The 26,589-nt window shown below is 65.4% G+C and carries 24 protein-coding genes and 1 tRNA gene; 19 read left to right on the plus strand and 6 right to left on the minus strand.

Annotated features, from left to right (window positions below):
• Positions 1-144: 144 nt before the first annotated feature.
• The 10 genes from G7Y82_RS09225 to G7Y82_RS09270 all read left to right on the plus strand — a co-directional run bounded on the left by G7Y82_RS09225 (position 145) and on the right by G7Y82_RS09270 (position 10,134).
• On the plus strand, positions 145-1,203 hold the full coding sequence (locus G7Y82_RS09225; protein ID WP_168147757.1) for a YjgN family protein: 1,059 nt from the start codon (positions 145-147) through the stop codon (positions 1,201-1,203).
• Positions 1,204-1,206: 3 nt separating this feature from the next.
• Positions 1,207-2,235: a M48 family metallopeptidase gene (locus G7Y82_RS21885; protein ID WP_168147758.1), complete on the plus strand. Its 1,029-nt coding sequence runs from the start codon at positions 1,207-1,209 to the stop codon at positions 2,233-2,235.
• Positions 2,236-2,327: 92 nt separating this feature from the next.
• On the plus strand, positions 2,328-3,239 hold the full coding sequence (miaA, locus tag G7Y82_RS09235; RefSeq protein ID WP_240954192.1) for a tRNA (adenosine(37)-N6)-dimethylallyltransferase MiaA: 912 nt from the start codon (positions 2,328-2,330) through the stop codon (positions 3,237-3,239).
• 77 nt (positions 3,240-3,316) lie between these two features.
• A complete protein-coding gene (gene hfq / locus G7Y82_RS09240; RefSeq protein WP_168147760.1) occupies positions 3,317-3,571 on the plus strand; it encodes an RNA chaperone Hfq in 255 nt (84 codons plus the stop codon).
• A gap of 59 nt (positions 3,572-3,630) precedes the next feature.
• Positions 3,631-4,944 carry a ribosome rescue GTPase HflX gene (gene hflX, locus G7Y82_RS09245; protein ID WP_168147761.1) on the plus strand — a complete coding sequence of 438 codons (1,314 nt, stop codon included), beginning with the start codon at positions 3,631-3,633 and terminating at the stop codon, positions 4,942-4,944.
• 129 nt (positions 4,945-5,073) lie between these two features.
• On the plus strand, positions 5,074-6,207 hold the full coding sequence (gene hflK, locus G7Y82_RS09250; protein WP_168147762.1) for an FtsH protease activity modulator HflK: 1,134 nt from the start codon (positions 5,074-5,076) through the stop codon (positions 6,205-6,207).
• A complete protein-coding gene (gene hflC / locus G7Y82_RS09255; protein ID WP_168147763.1) occupies positions 6,207-7,073 on the plus strand; it encodes a protease modulator HflC in 867 nt (288 codons plus the stop codon). The genes hflK and hflC overlap by 1 nt, the downstream gene beginning before the upstream one ends.
• Positions 7,070-7,273: a DUF2065 domain-containing protein gene (locus tag G7Y82_RS09260; protein ID WP_366515646.1), complete on the plus strand. Its 204-nt coding sequence runs from the start codon at positions 7,070-7,072 to the stop codon at positions 7,271-7,273. The genes hflC and G7Y82_RS09260 overlap by 4 nt, the downstream gene beginning before the upstream one ends.
• Positions 7,274-7,307: 34 nt before the next feature.
• Positions 7,308-8,285: an ATP phosphoribosyltransferase regulatory subunit gene (locus G7Y82_RS09265; RefSeq protein WP_168147764.1), complete on the plus strand. Its 978-nt coding sequence runs from the start codon at positions 7,308-7,310 to the stop codon at positions 8,283-8,285.
• Positions 8,286-8,841: 556 nt separating this feature from the next.
• Complete coding sequence (locus tag G7Y82_RS09270; protein WP_168147765.1) at positions 8,842-10,134, plus strand: adenylosuccinate synthase; 1,293 nt, start codon at positions 8,842-8,844, stop codon at positions 10,132-10,134.
• Between the two features lie 60 nt (positions 10,135-10,194).
• Here the strand turns inward: G7Y82_RS09270 and G7Y82_RS09275 are convergent, their stop codons facing one another.
• Positions 10,195-11,169: a pyridoxal-phosphate dependent enzyme gene (locus G7Y82_RS09275; protein WP_206370516.1), complete on the minus strand. Its 975-nt coding sequence runs from the start codon at positions 11,167-11,169 to the stop codon at positions 10,195-10,197.
• A 156-nt stretch (positions 11,170-11,325) separates the two neighbouring features.
• Between G7Y82_RS09275 and G7Y82_RS09280 the strand changes: the two genes are divergently transcribed.
• On the plus strand, positions 11,326-13,848 hold the full coding sequence (locus G7Y82_RS09280) for a TonB-dependent receptor (RefSeq protein WP_168147766.1): 2,523 nt from the start codon (positions 11,326-11,328) through the stop codon (positions 13,846-13,848).
• Positions 13,849-13,930: 82 nt separating this feature from the next.
• Here G7Y82_RS09280 and G7Y82_RS09285 read toward each other — a convergent pair.
• Positions 13,931-14,015 (minus strand) — tRNA-Leu (locus G7Y82_RS09285).
• 144 nt (positions 14,016-14,159) lie between these two features.
• Here G7Y82_RS09285 and rnr point away from each other — a divergent pair.
• The 8 genes from rnr (at position 14,160) to alr (ending at position 22,026) form a co-directional block, all read left to right on the plus strand.
• Positions 14,160-16,490 carry a ribonuclease R gene (gene rnr, locus G7Y82_RS09290; RefSeq protein ID WP_240954193.1) on the plus strand — a complete coding sequence of 777 codons (2,331 nt, stop codon included), beginning with the start codon at positions 14,160-14,162 and terminating at the stop codon, positions 16,488-16,490.
• Positions 16,487-17,182: a YiaD family glycine zipper/OmpA-like lipoprotein gene (locus tag G7Y82_RS09295; protein ID WP_168147767.1), complete on the plus strand. Its 696-nt coding sequence runs from the start codon at positions 16,487-16,489 to the stop codon at positions 17,180-17,182. The genes rnr and G7Y82_RS09295 overlap by 4 nt, the downstream gene beginning before the upstream one ends.
• A 111-nt stretch (positions 17,183-17,293) precedes the next feature.
• Positions 17,294-18,049, plus strand: coding sequence for a 23S rRNA (guanosine(2251)-2'-O)-methyltransferase RlmB (rlmB, locus tag G7Y82_RS09300; protein ID WP_168147768.1), 756 nt, complete (start codon positions 17,294-17,296; stop codon positions 18,047-18,049).
• A 237-nt stretch (positions 18,050-18,286) separates the two neighbouring features.
• On the plus strand, positions 18,287-18,700 hold the full coding sequence (rpsF, locus tag G7Y82_RS09305; protein ID WP_168147769.1) for a 30S ribosomal protein S6: 414 nt from the start codon (positions 18,287-18,289) through the stop codon (positions 18,698-18,700).
• A 3-nt stretch (positions 18,701-18,703) separates the two neighbouring features.
• Complete coding sequence (gene rpsR / locus G7Y82_RS09310; protein WP_168147770.1) at positions 18,704-18,934, plus strand: 30S ribosomal protein S18; 231 nt, start codon at positions 18,704-18,706, stop codon at positions 18,932-18,934.
• A 12-nt stretch (positions 18,935-18,946) separates the two neighbouring features.
• Positions 18,947-19,405 carry a 50S ribosomal protein L9 gene (gene rplI, locus G7Y82_RS09315; protein ID WP_168147771.1) on the plus strand — a complete coding sequence of 153 codons (459 nt, stop codon included), beginning with the start codon at positions 18,947-18,949 and terminating at the stop codon, positions 19,403-19,405.
• A 126-nt stretch (positions 19,406-19,531) separates the two neighbouring features.
• Positions 19,532-20,908, plus strand: a complete 1,377-nt coding sequence (gene dnaB / locus G7Y82_RS09320; protein WP_168147772.1) for a replicative DNA helicase — start codon at positions 19,532-19,534, stop codon at positions 20,906-20,908.
• A complete protein-coding gene (gene alr / locus G7Y82_RS09325) occupies positions 20,905-22,026 on the plus strand; it encodes an alanine racemase (RefSeq protein WP_168147773.1) in 1,122 nt (373 codons plus the stop codon). Before dnaB ends, alr begins: the two co-directional genes overlap by 4 nt.
• On the opposite strand, the gene G7Y82_RS09330 is transcribed toward alr, so the two are convergent.
• The 4 genes from G7Y82_RS09330 to G7Y82_RS09345 form a co-directional block, all read right to left on the minus strand.
• Complete coding sequence (locus tag G7Y82_RS09330) at positions 22,006-22,278, minus strand: hypothetical protein (protein WP_168147774.1); 273 nt, start codon at positions 22,276-22,278, stop codon at positions 22,006-22,008. The two genes, alr and G7Y82_RS09330, sit on opposite strands and share 21 nt — an antisense overlap.
• 74 nt (positions 22,279-22,352) lie before the next feature.
• Complete coding sequence (locus G7Y82_RS09335; protein ID WP_168147775.1) at positions 22,353-23,015, minus strand: FHA domain-containing protein; 663 nt, start codon at positions 23,013-23,015, stop codon at positions 22,353-22,355.
• A 10-nt stretch (positions 23,016-23,025) separates the two neighbouring features.
• A complete protein-coding gene (locus tag G7Y82_RS09340) occupies positions 23,026-23,847 on the minus strand; it encodes a Stp1/IreP family PP2C-type Ser/Thr phosphatase (RefSeq protein ID WP_168147776.1) in 822 nt (273 codons plus the stop codon).
• Between the two features lie 4 nt (positions 23,848-23,851).
• Positions 23,852-26,482, minus strand: a complete 2,631-nt coding sequence (locus G7Y82_RS09345; RefSeq protein WP_366515647.1) for a CHASE2 domain-containing serine/threonine-protein kinase — start codon at positions 26,480-26,482, stop codon at positions 23,852-23,854.
• Positions 26,483-26,589: the final 107 nt, after the last annotated feature.

Below are 26,589 nucleotides of genomic sequence, written 5' to 3' on the forward strand. Positions count from 1 at the left end.
TTCCCGGTTCCGTGCCCCCCGTGCGGGTGATTCAATGTGCCAACGGCATCGTCGCCACCGATCGTGACGGCATGCCGGTGATGGGGCGCCGGCATGGGAGTGCCCGCCGATCGCTCACGCCGATCTGTCTTTACTGGGGACCACATGCAAAGCGAGCAAACGCCTGCCGAGCGAACCGTCGAAGCGCTGCGCTTCAATGGTTCGGGCCGTGAGTATTTTGGGATCTGGATCGTCAACCTGCTGCTGACGTTGGTGACGCTGGGCTTGTATTCGCCATGGGCCAAGGTCCGGCGCCTGCAGTACTTCTATCGCAACACTGAACTGGCAGCTTCGACGTTCGATTATCACGGCCGGCCGCTGGCGATCTTCTGGGGCCGCTTGTTGGCGATCGTGATGTTGGTCGTCTATCACTTTGCGACGACTTATCTGTCGATCTGGACGGTGGTTGCCTTGATCGTGATTGGCTTGGCCTTGCCTTGGCTGCTGCACAACGCAATACGCTTTCGTCTGCATTACAGCAGCTATCGCGGCCTGCGTTTCAGCTTCCGAGGCTCGCGCGCGCAGGCCTATGTGGTGTTCCTGCTCTATGGCTTGCTGACGTTCTTCACGGCCTATCTGGCGGCGCCGCTGTTTCATCAGCGTCTGAAGCGCTACCAGCACAACAACAGCTGGTTCGGCGCCACGCCATTCTCGTTCGATGTCAGCGTCGGCCGTTTCTATCGTGCGTATCTGCCGTTCATGATCGCGTTCGCGTTGCTGTTCGTCGCCGCGTTTGTGCCGCTGGGGCTGGTCATCGCTGCGAGCAAGCACAGCGGTACCAAGCCGGACCCGCATACCGTGCAACTGATGATGATCGGCTTTGTCGCGATCGTCATGTTCGGAACGCTGGTGCTCACACCGCTGTGGCAGGCGGTGATCCAGAACCTCATCTGGAGCGGCACCAAGCTGGGGCCTCATCAGATGGTCAGCCGGGTTTCGCCGTGGCGCCTGGTCTGGATTCAGCTGTCGAACGCCGTGCTGGTGATGATCACGCTGGGGCTGTTCATGCCGTGGGCGACGGTGCGCGCCTTGCGCTATCGGCTGGGGTGCATGCATCTGGAAACCCAAGGCACGCTCGATGCCGTGATCGCTGGCGGCGAGCCGGAGATCGGCGCGTTCGGTGAGGAGACGGCAGACGTCTTCAACATCGACATCGGTCTGTAAGGCGTGGAGCCCGAGGGGCTGGTGGTCGCCGGCGTCTTTTTCGATGGGCGCAGTGCTCAGCGTCATGACGTGACGCTGAGCCTCGACGGCGCACAGCTGTATTTGCGTGGGGCGGGCTGCGAGCGGCGTGATGCGGTATCGGTGCTGCGCATCAGCGCGCCGTTGGGCCGTACGCCGCGGCTGATCCGCTATGCCGATGGTGCGGTATGCGAAGTGCGCGACGCGGCTGGCTTCGACGCGCTGCTGGAGTCGCAGGGGCAGGGTCGCTGGCTGCACCGCGCCGAGTCCAGTGCGCGCATCGTCGTCGCCAGCTTGCTGCTGGTTGCCGCGTTGATTGCGGCCGGACTCTATTGGGGCGTACCGCTCGCGGCCAATGGGGTCGCCGCAGAGATGCCGGCGTCGCTGGTGAGGCAGTTTTCGCGGCAGACGCTGGATGTGCTCGACCATCAGTGGTTGCAACCGTCGACACTGCCGAGCTCGCGCCAGGATGCCCTGCGCGTCGCTGCGCAGCGGCTGCGCTCAGCGGAGGGCTCACCGCTGGCGTTCAAGCTGGTGTTCCGCGCCAGCAAAACGATGGGGCCGAATGCCTTTGCCTTGCCGGACGGCACGATCGTGCTGCTCGATGAACTGGTGGCGCTGGCCGACAACGACGACGAGCTGATGGCGGTGGTCGCGCATGAACTCGGGCACGTCCGCCATCGACACGGTTTGCGCTTGATGGCGCAAGGGGCGGCGGTGGGGCTGCTGGCGACCTGGTGGTTCGGCGATGTGAGCACGCTATTGGCGACGGCGCCGACCGTATTGGCACAGGCGCACTATTCGCGCGAGTTCGAAACCGAGGCCGATGACGATGCCGTGCGAACCTTGCGCGCCAGCGGCATCGCACCTGAGTGCCTGGCGACGCTGCTGCGCAAACTGGCGGTGACGCAGAAGGGCCGCGAATCACAGGGGTTCGGCGGCTTGCTCGATTCGCATCCGGCATTGCTGGCACGCGCGCGGCGGGTCGACGGCGAGGTGTCGGCAGGACGTTGATTGCCAGTGCCGGCCGCCTGTGCGTGCAATGACCCCTTAAACTTCACGGCATGACGCCGCCGTTATCCGTATCTGCACCGACCGTTCTGCTGATGGGCCCGACCGCTTCGGGCAAGACAGCGCTGGCGATGGCGCTCGCCGAGCGCCTGCCGATCGAGATCATTTCGGTCGACTCGGCGCTGGTCTACCGCGGCCTGGACATTGGCTCGGCCAAGCCCGATGCGGCGATGCTGGCGCGCGTGCCCCACCATTTGATCGACATCCTCGATCCGGCCGACAGTTATTCGGCGGCGCGCTTTGCGGCCGACGCGCGGCGCTTGATCGCCGATATCCGCAGCCGCGGCAGGGTGCCGTTGCTGGTCGGCGGCACGATGCTCTATTTCCGCGCGCTGACACAGGGCTTGAGTACACTGCCATCCGCCGATCTGGCGCTGCGCCAGCGTCTGGAGGGCGAGGCGCGGCTGGCCGGCTGGCCGGCGCTGCATGCGCGGCTCGCCGCGCGGGACCCGGAAACTGCGGCGCGCCTGCACCCGAACGATCAGCAGCGCATTCAGCGCGCGCTGGAAATCATCGAAATCAGCGGCATGACGCCGACCGCCTTCTATGCGCAGGCCCGCGACGGCGCGGCGGCGGACGCGCGTTGGTGCCGCATTGCGCTGAACCCGCCGGCGCGCAGCGAGCTGCACGCGCGGATCGCGACACGCTTTCACGCGATGATCGCCGACGGTTTTGTCGACGAGGTGCGCCGACTGCACCAGCGTGGGGACCTGCACCCGGACCTGCCGGCGATCCGCGCGGTCGGCTATCGGCAGCTCTGGGGCTACCTGGACGGCGACTACGGTTTGCCGGAGGCCATCGAGCGCGGTATCGCCGCGACGCGGCAGTTCGCCAAGCGGCAGCTGACCTGGCTGCGCAGCGAATCGGAACTGCACTGGCTTGATCCGGCGCGAAACGACCTTATAGAGGCGGCACTAGCGCATTTTCGGCCCGCCGACAACGTATGACGCCCAAAGCGGTGCTAAACTTGCATATGAATAACCACCCGGCCACGTAAGCACGGGCACACAAAAGGGAAAATCCGATGTCGAAAGGTCATACGCTACAAGAACCGTTTCTGAACGCCCTGCGCAAAGAACGCATCCCGGTTTCCATCTACCTCGTCAATGGCATCAAACTCCAAGGCCAGATCGAATCTTTTGACTCGTTCGTCGTCCTGCTCCGCAACAGCGTCAGCCAGATGGTCTACAAGCACGCCATCTCCACGGTCGTGCCGGCACGTGCCGTCCGCATCTACGATCCGGAAAACGACAACGATTCGGCTGACTCGGCATCCTGACCTGCTGTGCGGGGGCGCATTGCGCCCCCAACCATCCCCCACGACCAGCGGCCTGACGCATGTTTGAGCGTCCGAAAGCGGGTCAAAAGGCACTGCTGGTCCATCTCGACTTTCCGGGTAGCGACTTCGAGTCGGACCGTCAGGAGTTTGTCGAACTGGCACGTTCGGCCGGTGCGGAAATCCTCGACGTCATCGGCGGCTCGCGGCGCGAGGCCGATCCGGGCCTGTTCGTCGGTTCCGGCAAGGCGCAGGAAATCGCCGACGCGGTGGCCGCGTCGGGCGCCGAGCTGGTGATCTTCAATCACGCGCTGTCGCCGAGCCAGGAACGCAATCTCGAGAAAATCGCCAAAGCGCGGGTCGTCGACCGATCCGGGCTGATTCTCGACATCTTCGCGACCCGAGCGCGCTCGCACGAGGGCAAGCTGCAGGTCGAGTTGGCGCAGCTTCAGCACGTGGCGACGCGGCTGATTCGCGGCTGGACGCATCTCGAACGTCAGCGCGGCGGCGGCATCGGTCTGCGCGGGCCCGGCGAGACGCAGCTGGAAATGGACCGCCGCCTGATTCGCGGCCGCATCGCCACGCTCAAGCGCCATCTGGAAACGGTGCGCAGCCGTCGCGCGCAGAATCGCGCGTCGCGTGTGCGCAACAACGTCCCGACCGCGTCGATCGTCGGTTACACGAACGCCGGCAAGTCGACGCTGTTCAATGCCGTCACCGGCGACGACACCTTTGCGTCGAATCAGCTGTTCGCGACGCTCGACACCACGGTGCGGCGGCTGCCGCTGCAGGCCGGCGACCCGGTGTTGCTGGCCGATACGGTCGGCTTCATCCGTGATCTGCCACACGATCTGGTGGCGGCGTTTCGCGCCACGCTGGAAGAGGCGCGCGACGCCGAACTGCTGCTGCACGTGGTCGACGCCGCCGATCCCGAACGCATGACCCGGATTCAGCAGGTCGAGGACGTACTGCACGAGATCGGCGCCGACGATGTGCCGACCCTGCAAGTCTTCAACAAGATCGACCTGCGTGAGGACGAGGCGCCGCGTATCGAGCGTGACGAACACGGCGTACCGTTCCGCGTCTATGTCTCGGCACGTGAGCGACTGGGCCTGGACCTGCTCAAGGACGCGATCGCCGAGCGGGTGCTGCCCCAGGTCGACGAACAGGCGCTGGTGTTGCCGCCGTCGGCTGCGCGTCTGCGTGCGCAGCTGTTCACGCATCACGCGGTGCGCGGTGAGGACATTGACACCGAAGGCAATTTTCATCTGCGCGTGGCGATGCCGTACGAACGCCTACGCGGGCTTTGCGTGGCGGCCGGCATCGAGCCCCCACCTTCGCCGCATCTCGTTGAGGAATGGGAGCTTTCTCCCTAGAATCCACGGTTCGCCGATACGCGCGAACGCAGCGCAACACCCAGCGGCCGACAGGGCCGGATATCGATCTCGCAATGCTCGCGCGTGGCGCGGGTCACCGTACGACGACCAGTTTTGAGGAGTCAGTCAATGGCTTGGAATGAGCCCGGCCCGGGCCGCGATCCCTGGAACCAGGGACCGAAGCGCGGCGGCGGCAAGCCCCCGCAGTTCGACGATTTGCTGAAGCGGCTCAAGGATCGCCTGCGCGGCGGCAAGGGCGGCGGCAGCGGTAACCAGAAACTGCCGACCGGCCTGTTCGGCGCCGCCGTGGTGCTGGTGGTGCTGCTGTGGATGGCGTCCGGCATTTACGTCGTCGATGAGCCGGAACGCGCCGTGGTCCTGCGCTTCGGCCAGCACGTCGACACCACGTCGCCGGGCCTGCACTGGCATCTGCCGTGGCCGATCGACGATGTCGAAATCATCAACGTCACCGGCGTGCGCTCGGTGCGCGAGCAGGCGACGATGCTGACCAAGGACGAGAACATCGTCGACGTCGAGCTGTCGGTGCAATACCGCGTATCGAACGTCGAGGACTACGTGTTCCAGGTCGCCGAGCCGGACCTGACGCTGAAGCAGGCGACCAAGGCGTCGGTGCGCGAGGTCGTCGGCCAGAGCAATATGGATTTCATCCTGACCGATGGTCGCGAAGAGATCGCCGACGAGACCAAGCGCCTCCTGCAGGAGCGCCTCGACGAGTACAAGACCGGCCTGACGGTGACCGAAGTCAACCTGCAGCAGGCGCAGCCGCCGGATCAGGTGCAGGCGTCCTTCGCCGACGCCATCAAGGCGCGTGAAGATCAGCAGCGCCTGAAGAACGAAGCCGAGGCCTATGCCAACGATCGTCTGCCGCGCGCACGCGGTGCGGCGGCACGACAGATTGCCGAGGCCACCGCCTATCGCGATCAGGTGGTTGCCAAGGCCCAGGGTGATGCGGCGCGCTTCGATGCCTTGCTGACCGAGTACCGCAAGTCCAAGGAAGTGACGCGCGAGCGCCTGTATCTGGACATGATGCAAAGCGTGCTCGGTTCGACGCACAAGGTCGTGATCGACGCGGACAAGAGCAATCCGATGCTGTACCTGCCGCTCGACCAGATTCTGAAGAACGCCAAGAAGGCGCCAGACGAGCCGTCGGACTACGTGTCGTCGTCGAGTGCCAAGCCGTCGTCGTCGGGCAGTGACTCGTCCCAGGACGCCCAGCGTTCGCGCGACCGGAGCCGCCAGTAATGAAGAACTCTACGCTTTTGTCGATCGGCATCGCGCTGATCATTGCCTGGGCGCTGGTCAACAGCTTCTTCATCGTCGATCAGCGTCAGCGTGCGGTGCTGTTCCAGTTCGGCGAGATTCGTGACGCCAACTTCAAGCCCGGCCTGCACCTCAAGCTACCGCTGCTGCAGACGGTGAAGACCTTCGACGGCCGCGTGCTGACGCTCGACAACCAGACGGAAAACTTCCTGACGGTCGAGAAGAAGAACGTCGAGGTCGACTACTTCGTGAAGTGGCGCATCGCCGACCCGTCGACTTACTACCGCGCGACGAATGGGCAGGAGCTGGTCGCGATGGACCGCTTGGCGAGCATCGTCAATCGCGGGCTGCGCGACGAATTCGGCTCGCGGACCATCCAGCAGGCGGTCGCCGATGACCGCAACGAGATCATGGAAGACCTGCGCCGCACGGTCGGTGACAAGGTCAAGGATCTGGGTATCAGCATCGTCGACGTGCGTCTGAAGGCGATCAACCTGCCGCAGGCGGTCAGCGATTCGGTCTATGACCGCATGCGCGCCGAGCGCGCGCGCGTCGCGTCCGATCTGCGCGCCCGCGGTGCCGAGGCGGCCGAAAAGATCCGCGCCACCGCCGACCAGGAGGCCCAGGTCACGCTGGCCAAGGCCTATGAACAGGCCGAGAAGCTGAAGGGCGAGGGCGATGCCAAGGCCGCGGAAGTCTATGCCAAGGCCTATGGTCAGGATCCGGATTTCTACCGTTTCTACCGCACGCTCAACGTCTATCGCGGCACGCTTGGCGGTGACGGCGATGTCATGGTCCTGCAAGGCGACAGCCCGTTCCTCAAGCTGTTCAAGAACGGGGTTCCGTGAACTGGAGCCTCGGCATCGACTGGCACGAGCTGCTGCGCACGCTGGCGCTGGTCATGGTGATCGAAGGGTTGTTGCCGTTCGCGGCGCCGTCGCACTGGCGCCGCACGCTGTTCACGATTGCGCAATTCGAGAACCGCAGCATGCGGGTGCTGGGCCTGGCGAGCATCGTCGCCGGCCTGCTGCTGTTGCAGCTCGTCTAGCGCAGCGTCAGATCAAGGAAAGTCTGCAAGTCACATGAAGAAGTGGATGTTGCCGGCCGGGGTCGAGGAGGCATTGCCGCCGGTGTCCTGGCAGCTCGAGGACCTGCGCCGCAAGTTGCTCGATCAATATCGCAAACAGCGTTATGAACTCGTGCACCCGCCGCTCATCGAGCATCTGGACGCGTTGCTGACGGGTACCGCGCAGGATAGCGAGCAGCAGGTGTTCAAGCTGACCGACCCGGACAGCGGCCGCCTGCTCGGACTGCGTTCGGACATGACGCCGCAGGCCGCGCGCATCGCCGCGCGGCATTACCGCGACCGCGACATCGTGCGCCTGTGCTATCTCGGCACGGTGTTGCGCTCGCGTACCGGCAGCCTCGGCGAGCCGCGCTCGCCGCGTCAGGTCGGTTGCGAAATCTTTGGCGAGGCGGGTATCGCTGCCGACCTCGAAGTGCTGCGCTTGATGCTGAAAACGCTCAAGCTTGCGGGCCTGAAGAAGGTGCACCTCGATCTCGGTCACGTTGGCATCTATCGCGCGGTGATCGCCAAGCTCGGCCTGAGCGTCGAGGACGAGGCGGCACTGTTCGAGATCGTGCAGCGCAAATCGCATCCGGATCTGGCCGAGTTCGTCAGCGTGCGCAAGCTCAAGCCGCGTGTCGCCAAGGCGATCTCGCAGCTGCTCGATCTCAACGGCGGCGTCGATGTGCTGGCGCGCGCCCGCGATGCATTCCCGAACGCCAGCGGCGAGATCGATGCGGCGCTGACCGCGCTGGAGAAGATCGTCGGCGAACTGCGCACGGAAATGCCGAAGCTGCCGATCCATCTGGATCTCGCCGAGCTGCGCGGCTATCGCTATCACACCGGCATGGTGTTCGCGGCCTTCGTGTCCGGCCATGGCCGCGAGATCGCCCGCGGCGGGCGCTACGATGGTGTCGGCGCAGAGTTCGGCGCGGCGCGACCGGCGACGGGCTTTTCGGCCGATCTCAACGAACTGTTGCGCCTCGGCGCCTGATTGAAAATCTCGCGAGCGCCGATGACGGCGACGCTTTATCGGTAAGAGGACGTGTTATGGGCAAGTCAGTTGTCATCATTGGGGCGCCCAGGCTGCGTCTCGACGCAGCCGACGAACAACCGGGGCTGTGCCCCATTGCGCGCATGGAGGTGGGTCATGGGTAAGTCAGTCGTCATCATCGGCGCGCCCGGCCTGCGTTTTGACGCAGGCATCGAACAAGCGGGGCTGTGCCCCATTGCGCGCCTGGAGGTGGGTCATGGGTAAGTCAGTTGTCATCATCGGCGTGCCCGCGCTGCGTCTCGACGCAGCGATCGAACAACGGGGCTATTACCCCATTGCGCGCCTGGAGGTGAACCATGGGTAAGTCAGTTGTCATCATCGGCGCGCCCGCGCTGCGTCTCGACGCAGCGATCGAACAACGGGGCTATTACCCCATTGCGCGCCTGGAGGTGAGCCATGGGTAAGTCAGTTGTCATCATCGGCGCGCCCGCGCTGCGTCTCGACGCAGCGATCGAACAACGGGGGTATCACCCCATTGCGCGCCTGGAGGTGAGCCATGGGTAAGTCAGTTGTCATCATCGGCGCGCAATGGGGTGACGAAGGCAAGGGCAAGGTCGTCGACCTGCTGACCGACCGCGTGCAGGCGGTGGTGCGCTTCCAGGGTGGTCACAACGCCGGCCATACCCTCGTCATCAACGGCGTGAAAACGGCGTTGAACCTGATTCCGTCCGGCATCATGCGCCCGGGCGTGGCCTGCCTGATCGGCAACGGCGTGGTGCTGTCGCTGCCGGACCTGATCAAGGAAATCGAGAAGGTCGAGTCGACCGGCGCGTCGGTTCGCGACCGCCTGTTCATCTCCGAGGCGACGCCGCTGGTGCTGCCGGTGCATGCCCGCCTCGACCAGGCGCGCGAGCTGGCACGCGGCGAGAACAAGATCGGCACCACCGGCAAGGGTATCGGCCCGGCGTACGAGGACAAGGTGGCGCGTCGCGCAGTGCGCGTCGGCGATCTGTTCCATCGTGAGCAGCTGGCGGCGAAGCTTGGTGAGCTGCTCGGCTATCACAACTTCGTCCTGCAGAATTTCTACAAAGAGGAGCCGGTCGACTTCCAGGCAACGCTGGACGCGCTGCTCGGCTATGCCGAGATCGTGCGACCGATGGTCGCCGACGTCACCGAGTTGCTGCGCGTGCACCTGAAGCGTGGCGACAACGTACTGTTCGAAGGCGCACAGGGCGCGCTGCTCGACGTCGACCACGGTACTTACCCGTTCGTGACTTCGTCGAACACCACGTCCGGCGGCGCTGCCACCGGTACCGGTGTCGGCCCGCGCCAGCTCGACTACGTGCTCGGCATCGTCAAGGCGTATGCAACACGTGTCGGTTCCGGCCCGTTCCCGACCGAGCTGGTCGACGACATCGGCCAGCAGATTCGCGACAAGGGCGCCGAGTACGGCACCGTCACCAAGCGTCCGCGCCGTTGCGGTTGGTTCGACGCGGTCGCCGCGCGTCGCTCGATCTTCAACAACAGCGTCACCGGCCTGTGCGTGACCAAGCTCGACGTGCTCGACGATCTCGACGCGATCCGCATCTGTACCGGTTACAAGGTCGACGGCAAGCCGGTGGAAGTGCCGCCGATCGGCGCCGAGGGCTTCGCCAAGGTCGAGCCGATCTACGAGGAGCTGCCGGGCTGGAAGTCGAACACTTTCGGCATCAAGCGCTACGAGGATCTGCCGGAAGCGGCGCGCACCTATCTCAAGCGCATCGCCGAAGTGACCGAGACCGAGGTGGCAATCATCTCGACCGGTCCGGACCGCGATCACACCATGGTGCTGCACAACCCGTTCGACTGACGTCGAGCAGCTTGTGGCGGGCGAAGGCCGCTTCCGGAGACGGAGGCGGTCTTCGTCGTTTCAGGGCTGCCAGGGCAGGTGGTCGAGGTCGACGTTGCCGCCGGTGACGATGATGCCGACGCGTTGACCGGCCAGGCCGAGCCGCTCGCGGTGCTCGAGCAGCGCGGCGACCGGCACGGCACTGCTCGGTTCGATGACGATCTTGAGGATTTCCCAGACCAGGCGCATCGCCTGCACGATGCCGGCTTCGCTGACGGTGACGAAGTCGTCGAGCAGTGCGCGCAGGATGGTGAAGTTGTGCGCGCCGAGCATCGTGCGCAGGCCGTCGGCGATCGTATTTGGCACGGCGTCGGTGACGCGCGCGCCACTGCGCCACGAGCGGAACGCATCGTCGGCCTGCGCCGGCTCGGTGGCGACGATGCGGATGTCGGGTTTGAGGTGGCGTGCGGCAATCGCGGTTCCCGCCATCAGGCCGCCGCCGCCGACCGGCGCCAAGATCGCATCGAGCTCGGGGGCGTCGTCCAGCAGTTCGAGCGCCGCCGTGCCCTGGCCGGCGATGATGCGCGGGTCGTCGTAGGGGTGAATGAGGGTCGCGCCGCTGTCGCGGACGATGGCGGCCGCGCCGGCTTCGCGCGCCGCCAGCGTCGGTGCACAGAACTGGATGTGGCCGCCGAGCCGGCGCACCGATTCGACCTTCGCGCGCGGCGCGTTGTCGGGCATGACGATATGCGCGGCAATGCCGCGATGGCGCGCGGCCAGGCAGAGTGCCGCGGCGTGATTACCTGACGAATGCGTAACGACCCCCCGCTGCGCCGCCTCGCTGGACAGCGAGAACACCGCGTTGTGCGCGCCGCGCGCCTTGAACGCGCCGATGCGCTGGAAGTTCTCGCACTTGAAGGCGGCACGCACGCCGAGCAGCGCGTCGAGCCGTTGTGAGTGCAGAACCGGCGTGCGGTGGACATACGGCTGAATGCGCGCAGCGGCGGCGAGCACATCGTCACCGCAGACCGGCAGACCATCGAAGGGCGCGGACAAGGCAGTCGTCCTCGGGGCAGGGGGCGGCAGTAGAGCGGCAGGCGGGCGCCGGCGTCAACGTCTCACCTCACCTGTACGGAGGAGGTTTGCCGGTGCGGCTGCCGCACCATAGGCCGGGGACGTGTAAAGACGCCGTCAGTGCGTCGGGGGAGCGCGGTGAACGGACGCAAATGGCTGGGCGGCGGACTGTGCGCCGCGACGATGCTGCTCGGCAGCACCGTGGCACTGGGGCAGGGTAGCAGCGAGACGGAGACGGTGGACGCGATTACGTTGCCGGCCGATGCGCCAGCGCCACTGCCCGCCGCCGCGCCGTCGGCGCCAGCGCTTGCGGAGATCATTGTCACTGCGCAAAAGCGTGCGGAACCGATTCAGAGGACGCCGATCTCGATGATGGCCTTCGACGCCGCCGCGCTCGCACAGCGCGGCATCGACGGCGTCGACAAGTTGCAGGGGCAGGTGCCGGGGCTGACGGTCGAGCCGTTCCCGACCAGCAGCTCGGCGCTGCGCCTGTTCATTCGCGGCGTCGGCGTGTTCGATGCGCAGGTCACGCAGGACCCGGCGGTCGGGGTCTATCTCGACGGCGTCTATATCGCGCGTTCGACCGGCTTGGCGCTCGAGGTTGCCGACCTCGAGCGCGTCGAAGTGCTCAAGGGACCGCAAGGCACACTGTACGGCCGCAACACCACCGGTGGCGCGATCAACCTGATTACCAAGAAGCCCGACCCGGGCGGCTTTTCGATCGTGACCGCCGGGACGGTCGGACAACGCGATCTGCTCAGCGCCAAGAGCACGATCAACGTGCCACTGAGGTCCGATGCCGCCATCAAGTTCGGGGTGCTTGCCAAGCGGCAGGACGGCGATGTCGAGAATGACGGCCCCGGCGGCGACTTCGGCGATCGCGATGCGCTGGGCCTGCGCTTCGACGCACGCTGGACGCCGCAGGACTGGCTGTGGCTCGACTACGGCTTCGACAGTACATATGTGAAGCAGTACGCCCCGATGACGCAGGCGGTCCTGCCGCCGGATTCCGACAAGGGCGCGGCCAATCTGATCAAGGGCTATGCGCAGATCAACACGGTCTACGCGTCGCAGCGTCTCGATCATCTGGCGACCGGTGCGCCGCTGGAGCCGTCGCGAACCCGCATCGACGGGCATGCCCTGAGCTTGACGATGCCCTTCGGCGATGCGTTTCAACTCAAGTACATCGGTGCTTATCGGACGCTCGATGATCGCTACTACAGCGACCTGGGCGGCGGCGCTGGCTCATTGGACTTTCGCCTCGATACCAATGCCTATGACGGGCCGGCTGCCACGGCCGCATATGGAGGGCCGACGCCGCTGGCGATTCCCGAGCTGCGTCAGCACCAGTGGTCGCACGAGTTGCAGATCAGCGGCGACTTGTTCGACCGCCAGCTCGACTACATCGTCGGCGGCTTCGTGTTCAGCGAGCATGCGCGCGATGCCACGCCGTACAGCCACGAATCGAGCTCCGGCATCCTGCCGGCGCAGGCGGCCTTGCTCTATCAGCGGTTTCCGCAGTTGATCGATGCGGTGGCGACGCTGGCGCTGCCGCGTGTGGTCACCTTCAACCTGCGTGACTATCGGGCCGACAATCGCGCCGCTGCGGCATTCGGACAGCTGACGTGGACGCCGCCGTGGTTGGACGAGCGCCTGCACCTGACGCTCGGTTACCGCTACTCGCACGATCGCCGCGAGGCGATCAAGACCTATCAGCAGGACAATTATCTGGAGGTGCAGGTCGCCGGCCTCGGCACCGCGCTACCGTTGAGCAGCGCCGAGGCCTTCGACCACGTGCGCGGCGAGCGCAGCTATTCCAACGGCTCGTACAGCGTCATCGGTGCCTATGATCTGCTGCCGGATGCACACCTGTACGCCAAATACGTCGAAGGCTATCGCAGCGGCGGCTTCAATCTGCGCGACCCACAGGTCTCCGGCGCGTCCGGGCCGGCATCCGATGGCACCGACTATGGCTACGGCTTCGAGGAAGGGTTTGCGCCCGAGTCTGCCGATTCGTCCGAGATCGGCATCAAAAGCGAGTGGTTCGGCCGGCGCCTGCGCCTGAATCTCGACGGGTTCTGGACGCGCTTTCGCGACATGCAAATCAATTTCCTGATTCCCGGCACGCTGGGTGACACCAAGGTCACCAACGCCGGCCGTGCGCGCATTCGCGGTATCGAGTTCGAGGGCATGCTGGCGGCGACCTCATGGCTGCAGCTGGCGCTGAACTACAGCTACCTCGATGCCAAGGTCCAGGAGGTGCGCGATGCGTCGGGCAACAACGTCGCCGACCAGTACCCATTTCCGTCGGCGCCGCGTCATTCCGGCACCGCCTCGGCCGACTACGTGTTCTACACCGCACCCTGGGGGCAACTGCGCGGCTCGACCGACTATCACTACACTGCGCGTCGCGATGGCGGCGGTATTCCCGGGCGCTCCGATCTGACGTATCTGCCGTCGTACGGCGTGCTCAATAGCCGCCTCGCGGCCGGCGACCTTGCGCTGGGGCGCGGGCGCTTGGACCTGGCGGTCTATGTGCGCAATCTGCTTGGCAAGGACTACATCACCGAGGCCGTTGCGCAATTGCCGCAGACCGATCGCGGGGTCCTGTGGGGTGAGCCGCGGACCTGGGGCGTCGAACTCAGTTACGCCTGGGATTGAGCTGGCCGGACGTCGGAAAACAAAAAGCCCCGCATGAAGCGGGGCTTTCAATTCGTGTTCGCTACAGCGAACCCGTATCATTTGGTGCCGAGAAGAGGACTCGAACCTCCACGGTGTTACCCGCCAGTACCTGAAACTGGTGCGTCTACCAATTCCGCCATCTCGGCTTTGTCACCGACTCAAGTAAAACTTGCGGTCGGCTTCAAGGGCGCGCATTGTGGCGACGCCAACTACCTTTGTCAATGAAAAAAACGAAGTCTAAAAACAATACCCGCAGCGGCCGCCGCGCCGAATCCCCCGACGCCGACTGGATGTCCAAGGACGCCGAGTTCGCGCAGGAGCAAACGCGCTACGCCGATCCCATTCCCAGCCGTAATCTGATTCTCGATACCCTGGCCGACCACGAAGGCCCGCTGACGCTCGACGAGCTGATCGGCGCCTTTGGGCTTGGCAAGCTGTCACAGCAGGAAGCCCTGTCCAAGCGCCTGGTGGCGATGGTTCGCGACGGCCAGCTGATGCAAAACCGTCGCGGGGCCTACGGCCCGGTCACGGAAATGAACTTGATTGCCGGGTCGGTGCAAGCGCACCGCGACGGCTTCGGCTTCCTGATTCCCGATGCAGGTGGCAAGGACGTGTTCCTGTCGCCGCGCCAGATGCGTTCGTTGATGAACGGCGACCGGGTGCTGGTGCGCGTGGTCGGTACCGACTACAAGGGCCGGCCGGAAGGCGTGGTCGCCGAGGTCATCGAGCGCGTCAGCCGCAGCGTGGTCGGCCGCCTGCACACCGAGCGCGGCGTTTCCTACGTGATCCCGGACAATCCGCGCGTGCAGCAGGATCTGCTGATTCCGGCCGACGACCTGGCCGGTGCACGGCACGGACAGATGGTGGTCGCCGAGATCGTGCAGCCGCCGGGGCATCGGACACTGCCGGTCGGGCGCATTACCGAAATCCTCGGCGAGCATCTGGCGCCGGGTATGGAGATCGAAGCGTCGATACGCGCACACAGCCTGCCCAATGAATGGCCGGACGCCGTCGTGCGCGAGGCCGCGCAGATTCCGGATACCGTCCTGCCGGAGCAGTACGCGGGCCGTGAGGATTTGCGCAAGCTGCCGCTGGTGACGATCGACGGCGCCGACGCGCGCGATTTCGACGATGCCGTCCACGCCAAGCGCGAGCGCAAGGGTTGGACCTTGTGGGTCGCGATTGCCGACGTTTCGGCCTACGTCAAACCGGAGGCGCCGCTCGACAAGGAAGCCTTCCGTCGCGGCAACTCGGTTTATTTCCCGCAGCGCGTCATTCCGATGCTGCCGGAGAAGCTGTCGAACGGCTTGTGCTCGCTGAACCCCGACGTCGAGCGCTTGTGCATGGTCTGCGAAATGCGCGTGATGCCGGACGGCGAGGTCGCCAAGTCGCGCTTCTACGAAGCGGTGATGCGCAGCCACGCGCGGCTGATCTATGAAGACGTCGCCGAAATGTTGGAACAGCCGGACGGCGAGAAGGCGCAGGCGCGTGCGGCGGTGCTGCCGCATCTGAAAACGCTCAGCGATGTGTTCGACGCGCTGTTCGCGGCGCGCGGCCGCCGCGGCGCGATCGATTTCGAGTCGACCGAAACCAAGATCGTGTTCTCCGACGAGCGCAAGATCGACCGGATCGTGCCGGTCAAGCGCAACCGCGCGCACCGCATGATCGAAGAGTGCATGGTCGCTGCCAACGTCGAGGCCGCCAAGTTCGTCGAGAAGGCCAAGGTGCCGACGCTGTACCGCGTCCACGAAAATCCGGACGCGATGAAGGTGGCGAGCTTGCGAGAGTTTTTGGCGCTCAAGGGCCTCAGCCTCGGCGGCGGCGACAAGCCGCAGGCCGGCGACTTTGCGCTGGTGCTGGAGCAGGCGCGGACGCGGCCGGACATCACGCTGATCCAGACCGTGTTGCTGCGTACGCTGATGCAGGCCCGCTACAGTCCGGTCAATGTCGGCCACTTCGGTCTGGCGCTGACGCATTACGCACACTTCACGTCGCCGATCCGTCGCTATCCCGATTTGTTGCTGCATCGCGCGATCAAGCATGCGTCGACCAAGCGCGGCCTGCTGCGCCGCCGGCCCAAGGACTTCCTCTATACGCAGGAACAGATGGAAGGCTTCGGTACGCATTGCTCGATGACCGAACGCCGCGCCGACGAGGCGACGCGCGAGGTCACGACCTGGCTCAAGTGCGAATACATCAGCCATCGCGTCGGTGAGGAGTTTGATGGGGTGGTCGCCAGCGTCGCGCCGTTCGGGCTGTTCGTCGAGCTGTCCGGGCTTTACGTCGACGGTCTGGTCCACGTTTCGACGCTGAAGAACGACTACTACGAGTTCGACGACCGCTCGCATCGCCTCAACGGTAGTCGTAGCGGCATGAGCTACGGTCTCGGCGATCGGCTGCGGGTCAAGCTGGTGCGCGTCAATCTCGATGAGCGCAAGATCGATCTGGAATTGCTGCAGCAGTTGTCGCGCGGCGCGCAGGCGCGCGGCGGTGCCGATGGCGCGGCCAAGAAGCGCACGGCTCGCGGCAAGGGACGTTCAGATGGAATTCAGCGCGCGCCCAGACAATCGGCCGAAAAGGACGCCCCGCGTTCCGCACGAAAGCCCAGGAAGCGCAAATGAAATACGCCCGAATCGCCATTGTCGCGGTCACCATCGCCACGCTGTCGGCGTGCGCCACCGATGATCCCAATCGTCGTGCCAAGACTGGCGCGGTCATTGGCGGCATTGCTGGCGCCGTGCTCGGCAACAACGTCAGTCATGCGACGGGCGCGCCGTATGTCGGGGCGGCGCTAGGCGCGTTGGCCGGCGGTGCGGTTGGCCATTACATGGACAACCAGAAGGCCGAACTGAATCGTCAGCTCGCCGAGGAGCAGCGCAACAAGGAACTGCAGGTCACGCAGCTGTCGGATGGCTCGTTGAAGGTCGGTATCGCCAGCGACGTCAGCTTCGATCTGAACAGTGCGCAGCTCAAGCCGCAGGCGCTCGATACCTACGGCAAGATCGCCGCGATCCTGAAGAATTACGACAAGACTGTCATCCACGTCGTCGGCCATACCGATACGACCGGCAGCGATGAATACAACATGCGACTGTCGGAATCGCGGGCCAATGCGGTCGCCACCTACCTCGAGGGGCAGGGCGTGCCGAGCCAGCGGGTCCGCACCGAAGGCCGTGGTGAGCGCGAGCTGCTGGTGAAGACGCCGGACAACACGCCGGAAGCACGGAACCGCCGCGTCGACATCGTCATCAAGCCGATCGTGCAGGGCAACGAACAGGCTGCCTGGGCGCCGCCGCCTTATCTCGGCAGCTGATCGCACCTCGCCGAAGCGAAAAAGCCCCGCAGCTGCGGGGCTTTTTCGTTCATGCCGGCCCGCGATTCTGGGACAATACCTGCTGATCACAAACAAGGACGCGAGACGCTCGTGGCGAAATCGACACTGATCGGCGGTTTTCATGCGGTAACGGCAGCGCTGGAAGATGCGCACGACAAGCCGTTCGAGATTCTGCTGGCGGCGACCCGCAACGACGAACGCTCCAAGCGCGTGCAGGCCTTGGCGCGTCAACACGGCGTGCGGCTGCGCACCGTGCCGCGCGACGAGCTGGACCTCAAGGCGCCGGAGCTGCGCCATCAGGGCGTGCTCGCCTATGTGCCGGAAAAGGCCTTCGATGCCGAAGATGCGCTCTACCAGCCGGCCGAGCCGGGCCGCTGGTTTCTGGCGCTCGATGGCGTACAGGATCCGCACAATCTCGGCGCCTGCCTGCGTACCGCCGAAGCGGTCGGCGTTGCGGCGGTCATCATTCCCAAGGACCGGGCCGCCAGCCTCACTGCCGCCGCGCGTGCCGCCGCTGCCGGCAGCGCCGAGCGCGTGCCGCTGATCGCGGTGACCAATCTGACGCGCACGTTGGAGCGGCTCAAGGAACTGGGCTACTGGACGACCGGCCTGGCCGGCGAGGCCACCGACACGCTTTACGATGTCGACTTCACCGGACCGACCGTGCTGGTGATGGGCGCCGAGGGCGAGGGGCTGCGGCGCCTGACGCGCGAAACCTGCGACCGTCTCGTGAAAATCCCGATGCAGGGCAAGACCGAAAGTCTCAATGTCTCGGTGGCCACCGCCGTCTGCCTCTACGAGGCCTACCGCCAGCGCCGCCCGGCGCCGCGAAAGCAAAAGCGCTAGAAGCCGAAACCGCAGATTACGCAGATTAAAAGCGATGAAGGCGCGCAGGTATGATCTGCGTCATCTGCGAAATCTGCGGTTTTAAACGCTTTTTCGTTGCTTCGGGGCCCGGACTGCCATAGAATGCGCGCCCTCGTGCCGCTTGCGGTGCGGGATTCACTTGCTCCACCGGTCGGTCACCGTCGTGATCGGGTGGGGAGCCGCAGATAGAAATATCCGCGTCCACAAGGAGTTACGATGCGACATTACGAAATCGTCGTCATGGTGCACCCGGACCAGAGCGAACAGGTCCCGGCCATGATTGAACGCTACAGCAACATGATTCAGGCCGGCGGTGGCACCGTGCACCGTCTGGAAGACTGGGGCCGCCGTCAGCTGGCGTACCCGATCGCCAAGGCCCACAAGGCGCACTACGTGCTGATGAACGCCGAGCTCAGCAACGAAACGCTGGACGAGCTCGAAAACGCGTTCAAGTTCAACGACGCCGTCATCCGCAAGCTGGTGATCCGTACCGAAGAAGCCGTGACCGATCAGTCGCCGCTGTTCAAGGCGCCGGAAGAAGAGAAGAAGCCGGGCGAGTTCCGCACGCGCGGTTCGGATGCGGACGGTGAGAACGCCGCCGAAGAGACCAACGCCGAGGAAGGAGCATAAGCCATGGCTCAGCATTTCTACCGTCGCAAGAAGTCCTGCCGTTTCAGCTCGGAAAACGCGCCGAAGATCGATTACAAGGATCTGGCGATGCTCAAGGGCTACGTCGGCGAGAACGGCAAGATCGTTCCGGCCCGTATCACTGGCACCCGCACGCGCTACCAGCGTGAGCTGGCGCTGGCGATCAAGCGCGCGCGTTTCCTGGCGCTGCTGCCGTACACCGACAAGCACGTCTAAGGGAGGCAGACCATGGAAGTGATTCTGCTCGAAAAGATCAAGAAGCTGGGCGACCTGGGCGAGACCGTCAAGGTCAAGCCGGGCTTTGGCCGCAACTACCTGCTGCCGCAGGGCAAGGCGCTGCCGGCGACCGCCGCCAACGTCAAGGTGTTCGAAGCGCGCAAGGCGGAGCTGGTCAAGAAGGCCAGCGAGAGCGTCAACGCTGCCAAGATTCGTGCCGAGAAGATCGCCGGCCAGACGCTGACGATCAAGGCGCTGGCTTCGGAAGAAGGCAAGCTCTACGGTTCGGTCGGCGTTGCCGAAGTGCTCGATGCGGCGACGGCCCTGGGCCTGGACCTGCACCGGAACGAGCTGGAGATCGTCGGCGGCCCGATCCGTGCGGTTGGTAGCTACAGCGTCGCCGTGCATCTGCACAGCGAAGTCGAGACCAGCGTGACCGTCGTCGTCGAGGAAAGCCGCAGCGCTGCCTGAGGCTCGGTCCTTCGCGACTGATGTGCAACCGGCCCGCCTCGTGCGGGCCGGTTCGTTTTTGCCCCGCGAAAAATGCCGGGCCGGCGGCTCCCGCGCCGCCCCGAATTCGCAGATAATCGAGCGCCGATGAGCACCCCTTTGAAACTTCAGCAGCAGCCGAAGGCGCCGCCGTATTCGGTGGAGGCCGAGCAGTCCGTACTCGGCGGTCTGATGCTGGAAAACCGGCATTGGGACGATCTCGCCGACAAGCTCAGTGCCGACGATTTCTATCGCGAGGATCATCGCCTGATCTTCGAGGCGATCGCGGAGCTGGCGTCCAGCCACAAACCCTGCGATTTCATCACGCTGTCCGAGCATCTGAAGGCGCACGGCAAGCTCGAGGACGCCGGCGGCCTGGCCTATCTCGGCACGCTGGCCAACGACACGCCGAGCGCGGCGAACGTGATGGCCTATGCCGAGATCGTCCGCGAGCGGGCGGTGCTGCGTTCTCTCGTCGCGGTCGGCGGCGAGATCGCCGAGCTGGGCTACCGGCCCGAGGGGCGCGAATACGCCGAATTGCTCGACATGGCCGAGCAGCAGGTGTTCCGCCTGCGCGCCAAGGCCGACCGCGCCAAGAACGATTACTACGCGATGCCGCTGCTCATGGAGCAGATCGAGCAGAAGATAGAGTTCTTGCGCAGCAACCAAGGTCAGCTGGCTGGCCTGCCGACCGGCTTCAACGATCTCGACGACAAGACCACGGGCTTCCACGCGGGTGATCTGGTGATCGTCGCCGGTCGTCCGTCGATGGGTAAGACGACGTTCGCGCTGAACATCGCCGAGCACGCGGTGATGTACGAAAAGAAGCCGGCGTTGGTGTTCAGCATGGAAATGCCGGCCGAGCAGCTGGCGATTCGTATGCTGTCGTCGTTCGCACGCATTCCGATGGGTAAGCTGCGCGCCGGCGACCTCGATGATCGCGACATGGATCGCCTGGTCTCGCAGAGCGGCATCCTGCGCGAGGCGCCGCTGTATATCGATGAAACCGGCGCAATGTCGCCGCTCGACGTGCGCGCGCGCGCGCGCCGCGTCAAGGCGCGCCACGGCCTGGGCCTGATTGTCGTGGACTACATCCAGCTGATGCAGGTGCCCGGCACCAAGGACAACCGAACCGGCGAAATTGCCGAGATCTCGCGTAGCCTCAAGGCGCTGGCCAAGGAGCTGGAAGTGCCGGTGATCGCGCTGTCGCAGCTCAACCGCGGTGTCGAGCAGCGCGACAACAAGCGTCCGCGCATGTCCGACCTTCGCGAATCCGGCGGTATCGAGCAGGACGCCGACTTGTGCCTGTTCATTTATCGCGACGAGGTCTACAACCGCGAGTCGCCGGACAAGGGCACGGCGGAAATCATCATCGCCAAGCAGCGTAACGGCCCGCTCGGCGTCGTGAAGACCGCCTTCCTCGGCGAGTTCACGCGCTTCGAGAATCTGGCGCAGGGCTACGACAGCTTCGATCCGGGCGAATGATCCCGCGCGTTACCGCTACCGTCGATCTGGCCGCGATCCAGCACAATCTGCACGTCGTGCGCGGTCTGGCGCCACGTTCGCGGATCATGGCGGCGGTCAAGGCCGATGCCTACGGTCACGGCGCGGTTCCCGTCGCACGGGCGCTGGAAGCCGCCGGCGTCGATGCCTTGGCGGTGGCCTGCCTCGAAGAGGCAATGGAATTGCGCCAGTCGCATGTCATCGCGCCGATCGCCTTGCTCGAAGGTGTGATCTCCAGCGAGGAAGCGGCGCTGGCGGTCTACGAGCGCCTGCAGATCGTCGTCCACGATCATTGGCAGCTGGCGCTGCTCGAAGCTCTACCGGCCAGCGCCCAGCTGTCGCTGTGGTTCAAGCTCGACAGCGGCATGCACCGCCTCGGCTTTCCGTTGGCCGACGTGCCGAGGCTGGCCGAGACGCTACGCCGGCACCCGAACTGGAAGCTGGAAGGCTGGATGACGCATCTGGCCTGCGCCGACGAGCCCGATAGCGACGTCACACCCGCGCAGATCGCGCGCTTCGACGCGGCGTTGGCGCAGACCACGGGGCCGCGTTCGATCGCCAATTCGGCCGGCATCATCGCCTGGCCGCAGGCACGCCGCGATTGGGTGCGGCCGGGTCTGGCGATTTACGGATGCTCGCCGCTGGCCACGCACAGCGCCGCGAGTCTCGGTTTGCGCCCGGCGATGACGCTGGAAAGCCGGCTGATCGCCGTCCGCGAGTTCGATGCCGGCGAAAAGATCGGCTACGGCGGCACCTACGTCTGCCCGCAGCGCATGCCAATAGGGGTGGTGGCGATTGGTTATGCCGATGGCATCCATCGCGCATTCGCCAATGGTACGCCGGTGATCGTCAATGGACGTCGGGTACCATTGGCCGGCCGCGTCTCGATGGACATGATTACCGTCGATTTGCGTGGTGCGCCTGATGCACGCGTTGGCGATGCCGCACGACTCTGGGGCGCGGATCTACCGGCCGAAGAAGTCGCCGGCCACGCCGGAACCCTGGCTTACGAGCTGTTCTGCGGCCTGACGCAGCGCGTGCATTTTCGGCATCTGCCGGCGCCGGCCGCAGCGCTGCGCTCAGTGAATCGAGGGGTCTAGCATCCGCAGCGAATCAGCCAGATTGGTTTGCCCGGTCTGCTGAAGCTGCTCTTGCGTGTAGACGCGGCCACTGACGTCGAGGCACTCGCCATTCTTCGGCTTGATGCGGCTGCCGGTTTGCTCGATGCAGTTGACCGGCTGGGACTTTTTATCGGCCGTCACGGTCGACTTGGCATCATTGCCGGCGGCAAAAGCCGGTGCGGCGACGCCCGCGGCGAGCGTGGCGGCAATGAGCATGCGGGGGAGGTTCATGACCGTCTCCGTAAGCGGAATCACGATTTCATTATGCGCCCGCCGCGAGCGCATGCAAGTAACAGCCCGTAAGTTTACGTAAGGCTGAACCGCATCTGAGTGCCGAGCAGTTCGATGGTGTCGCCGTCGTTGAGGCGGCGTGCCTGCAAGGTGATTTCCTGGCCATTGACGAGCGCGCGGCGGGTCTCGCCGCCACCGCCGACGTGGACGATGTAATAGCCGTCGGCGCGGCGCGTGATTGCAGCGACCTGGACGCCGGGCTTGCCGATCGTCGTCAGCGCCTTGGCCAGATCCAGGGTCTTGCCGAGATTTGGTCCGCTGACCACGTTCAAGGTGCCGAGCTGTGGCTTGGCCGGTGCCGCGGGCGGCGGGGGCGCCGGCGGCGGAGCGGCGCGGATCACCGGATCCGGGCGCAGTACCAGCGTCTGCTCGAGTTCTTCGCCGAGCGGGTTCTGTGACTGATAGTGCAGGGTATTGCGGCCGATGGTGACGATGTCGCCATGGCTCAGCGGATGCTTGTCGATGCGCCGGCCATTGACCTGCGTGCCGTTGGTCGAGCCCAGATCCTCGAGGAACGAATCGCCGAGCACGGTGATGATCAGCGCGTGGCGGCCGGACACGGCCTTGTCGCCGAGCACGATGTCGTTGTCGGGATGACGACCGACGCTGGTGCGTTCCTTTTCCAGCGTGAATTCGCGGATCTGGCCGTTGCCGTCCGTGACGATCAGTGTGCCCATTCGGTTTGCTTCAGATCCATTGCTTCAGACGTTCGTACCAGCGACGTCCACGCGCGAATGACGCGTCGGCGCGCACCAGTACGACCGAGATATTGTCCTTGCCGCCCGCTGCGTTGGCGAGCTCGATAAGTCGCTGCGCGGCGGTTTCGAGGTTGCGAGTGTAACGCTGCAAGGTGGCGCTGATCGTTTCGTCGTCGATCATGTCGGTCAGGCCATCCGAGCACAGCAGCAGCAGGTCGTCGACTTCGACCGCGTCCTCGATCAGGTCGACCTCGACGTCGTCCTCGACGCCGAGGGCGCGCGTGACGATATTGCGCCGCACCAGACGTGCAGCCTCTTCGCGCGAATAGTGTCCGCGCTCGACCAGCTCTTCGAGCAGGGAATGGTCACGGGTCAGCTGTTCGAGCGTGCCGTGGCGCAGGCGATAGAGGCGCGAATCACCGACATAGGCGATCGCGATGCGGTCGTCGTGCAGCGCGGCGGCGACGAGGGTGGTGCCCATGCCGGCACACTGCGGTTGCGCGTCGGCAACCTGCTGGATGGTCGTGTGCGCCATCTGCACGGCGCTGCGCAGCGCCAGACCCTCGACGCTGTGGCCGCTGGCGCTGTCGATGTCGCCCAGCCGCAGCGTTGGCCACTGGCGACGCGCCACGTCGATGACCGTCGTCACCGCGATGCGGCTGGCGATTTCGCCGGCGTTGTAGCCGCCCATGCCATCGGCAAGCACCACCAGCCCAAGCTCGGCGTCCTCGCCGATCGTGTCTTCGTTGTTGCTGCGCACGCGGCCGGGATCGGTCAGCAGCGCGGTGCGGATCTTGTCCTTGATCGACATGGCGTCAGCTTGCCAGAGCGTTGAGCAGGGCGCGCAGGTCACGTGCGAGTTCGGTGCCGCGCGCGTAGCGGGCGTCCGGTGACTTCTGCAGCGCGCGATCGATGATCGTGCCGAGCGCGGCCGGCAGGCCCGGCCGCGCGGTGCGCAGCGGGGTATGCGGCTCGTTGGCGATCTTGAACATCAGCGTCGCCATCGATTCGGCCTGGAAGGGCAGCACGCCGGTCAGGAACTGGTACAGCGACACGCCCAGCGAGAACAGATCGGAGCGGCCGTCGACGTGCTGGCCGGCCAGCTGCTCGGGGGACATATAGCTCGGCGTGCCGAGCACCATGCCGGTCTTGGTCTTGCTCGAATCGGTGATGCGGGCGATGCCGAAATCCATCAGCTTCACGCTGCGCGTCTCGTCGACCAGCATCATGTTGCCGGGCTTGATGTCGCGGTGAACGATGCCGTTGGCGTGCGCATAGTCCAGCGCTTCCGCGGCGTCGGCGACGATGCGCAGCGCGTCCGGCAGCGGCAGCAGACTATTGGCGCGCGTGTGGCGCGTCAGATCGATGCCTTTGACGAACTCCATGGCGATGTAGGCCAGGTCGTGGTCCTCGCCGGCATCGTAGATGGCGACGATATGCGGATGCGCGAGGCGCCCGGCGGTTTCCGCTTCACGGAAGAATCGCGCCTTGACCGCTGCCAGTTCGTCCGGTTCGAACTCTTGCGACAGTGCCATGGTCTTGATCGCGACCAGACGGCCGATCTTCGGATCGCGGCCGACATAGACCACGCCCATCGCGCCCTTACCGAGCTCGCGTTCGACCTGGTAACGACCGAGCATCGGCTTTTCGACCTTGTGCGCGGCGTCGAGCACCAGGGTGCCGCCGGCATGCGCGGTTGCGCCAGGGCCGCCCAGAATGACGGTTTCCGCCAGCTTGCGTGCGCGCGGCAGTTTTTCCTGGACGTCGCGGAAATTCGGCTTGTGGCTGGAGATGAACTGATAGGCCGACTCGGCCTTGTTGAATTGACGGCGGCGCTCGAAGTCTAGGGCGAGGTTGTAGACCAGTTCCAGCAGTCGGTCGTCGACGGGCCGCACGCGGCGGAACTTGTCGAACGCCATGTCGAGCTGACCCTGCCCCTGAAACGCGAGGCCGAGCATGCGCTCCGATTCGCCGGCGTCGCTGGTCGTGGCCACCGCTTGCGAGCGCGGGCGACGCATGCTGCGGCGCACCGCCATCAGCAGATGACCGCAGATCAGGAACAACACGGCTGCACCCAGTTGCAGCCACAAGCCGGGGCCGACCAGCAGCGCGTACTCGGCCCCGATCAGCGCAGTCCCGATGATCAAGGTGGTGATCAGCGTCAGCGCCGTGTGCCGACGTGGCACCACGGTGGTGATATACGCCAGCAGCAGGGCGTAGATGCCGAGCTCTGCCCAGAGCGCCCAGGCGGGGCGCTGCAGGCTGTCGTCCTGCAGCAGACTCGACACCTCATGTGCGAGCAACAGCACGGTCGGCAGCGCCGCCGCGACGGGCGTCGCGTAACGGCTGCCGGTATCGGCGGCAGCCATGCCGAGCAGGACGATGCGGTCCCGGTAACGGTCCGATGCCCCTTTGCCGGCAAGCACGTCGGCCGCGCTGTCGATGACGAACGGTGCTTTGCCGTCACGGACGGCGTAGAACTGCGGGTAAGTGCGCAGGTCGGCGGTGGTCGGGATCAAATGCTCGCCGAGGCGGATGCCATGGCCGGGGTCGATGCGGATCGCATCGGCCGCAAGCCCGAGCGCGTGGGCTGCAATCTGCAAGGCCATTGACGGGTAGTCGGCGCCGTCATAGCGGACCACGAGCGCCTCGTCACGGACCACGCCGTCACGATCCGGTCGCGGCGTCAGATGGCCGACCGCGAGTGCGGCGCTGCCGAGCGTCGCGATCGGTGTTTGTGCGGCGCGGGCCATGGTGGGCAACGGACTGCGTTGGTGCGTGTCGGTGCGCGCGTCGGCGGCTAACGCGTCGCGCTGCATGTAGTCCGGCATCGGCGTCTCGGGGCGGCCCTGCGGCGTCCCGAGTTCGAAGCGCATCGGCAGGATGACGTGGTCGGCCGCCAGCGATGCGGCGAGCGTCGCGTCGGCCGTCGTGCCGTCGCGGGTGCTGGCCTGAATGCGGGCGGTGAGACCGCTGATCAGGTCCTTGTAGTCGCGCGCCAGCGTCGACTCGCGATAGTGCTTGGCGATCGGGGCGAGTTGGCGATCGCGTTGTGCCGCGCTGTCGAGCAGCGTGCGGATCGCATCGATCTCGGCGGGAATCTTCTGCGTCAACGGCGAGCGGCCGAGGTCGTCGGCCAGCGCGCGCAGCGCTTTGGCGCCGCCCCCGGCGTCCGGGTCCAGATACAGCGCAGTACTGGCGACCAGCATCGCGCCCTGCGCATGCAAGCGGTCGATCAGCTGAGCTTGCAGCGGGCGCGGCCAGGGCCAGGGGCCGTAGCGGCGCAGCGCCTCGTCGTCGATGGTGACGACGCTGATTTGCGGCGCCGGCGCACGCACACGCTGCCGCAGGCCGACGTCGTAAACGCGGCCCTCCAGCAACTGCACACGATCGGCGAAAATGCCGTATGCCAGGGCGGCGAACACGATGGCGAACAACAGCGCCACGAATCCGTCCCGGCTCCCTCGTTTTTCGGTCAACTCCCGGTCCCCCGACCTGCGAGCGGCGATACTAGCGGTTCGCGTGGTCGCTGTGCGTGGCAATGGCTACGGCG

The sequence above is a fragment of the Solimonas marina genome, assembly GCF_012241385.1.
GTDB classification, from domain to species: Bacteria; Pseudomonadota; Gammaproteobacteria; order Nevskiales; family Nevskiaceae; genus Solimonas; species Solimonas marina.